1 pseudogene is annotated in these 309 nt (G+C 49.8%); it reads right to left on the reverse strand.

Going from position 1 to position 309, the window contains the following annotated elements:
- Positions 1-309, reverse strand: a pseudogene (locus LZP73_RS19775) (PLP-dependent aminotransferase family protein); the annotation flags it as partial.

Consider the following 309-nt stretch of genomic DNA (forward strand, 5'->3'; position numbering starts at 1 on the left):
GAATAAGTTTGCCTAATTGTTTTACCGCCTGTTCTTCACGTTCTCCCCACTGCCACGCGGTATTAAAACGAAAAAAACGTGACCAGTTTTCACCGGTAGAAAACATATTACCCGGCGCAATACTGATATGATGCGTCAGTGCCACCAGGCTTAATTCTCCTGCATCTAACGGCTCGGGGAGCTCCAGCCAGAGAAAATAACCGCTGTCATTGTGATGAATTTTGACTTCCGCAGGCAGATAACGCAGCAAAGCCTGCCAGGCGCGTTGTTTACGTTCCGCAAGCTGGCGACGCAGGCGACGAAGATGAG

It is taken from the genome of Shewanella sp. AS16, from assembly GCF_021412365.1.
GTDB lineage: Bacteria > Pseudomonadota > Gammaproteobacteria > Enterobacterales > Shewanellaceae > Shewanella > Shewanella salipaludis.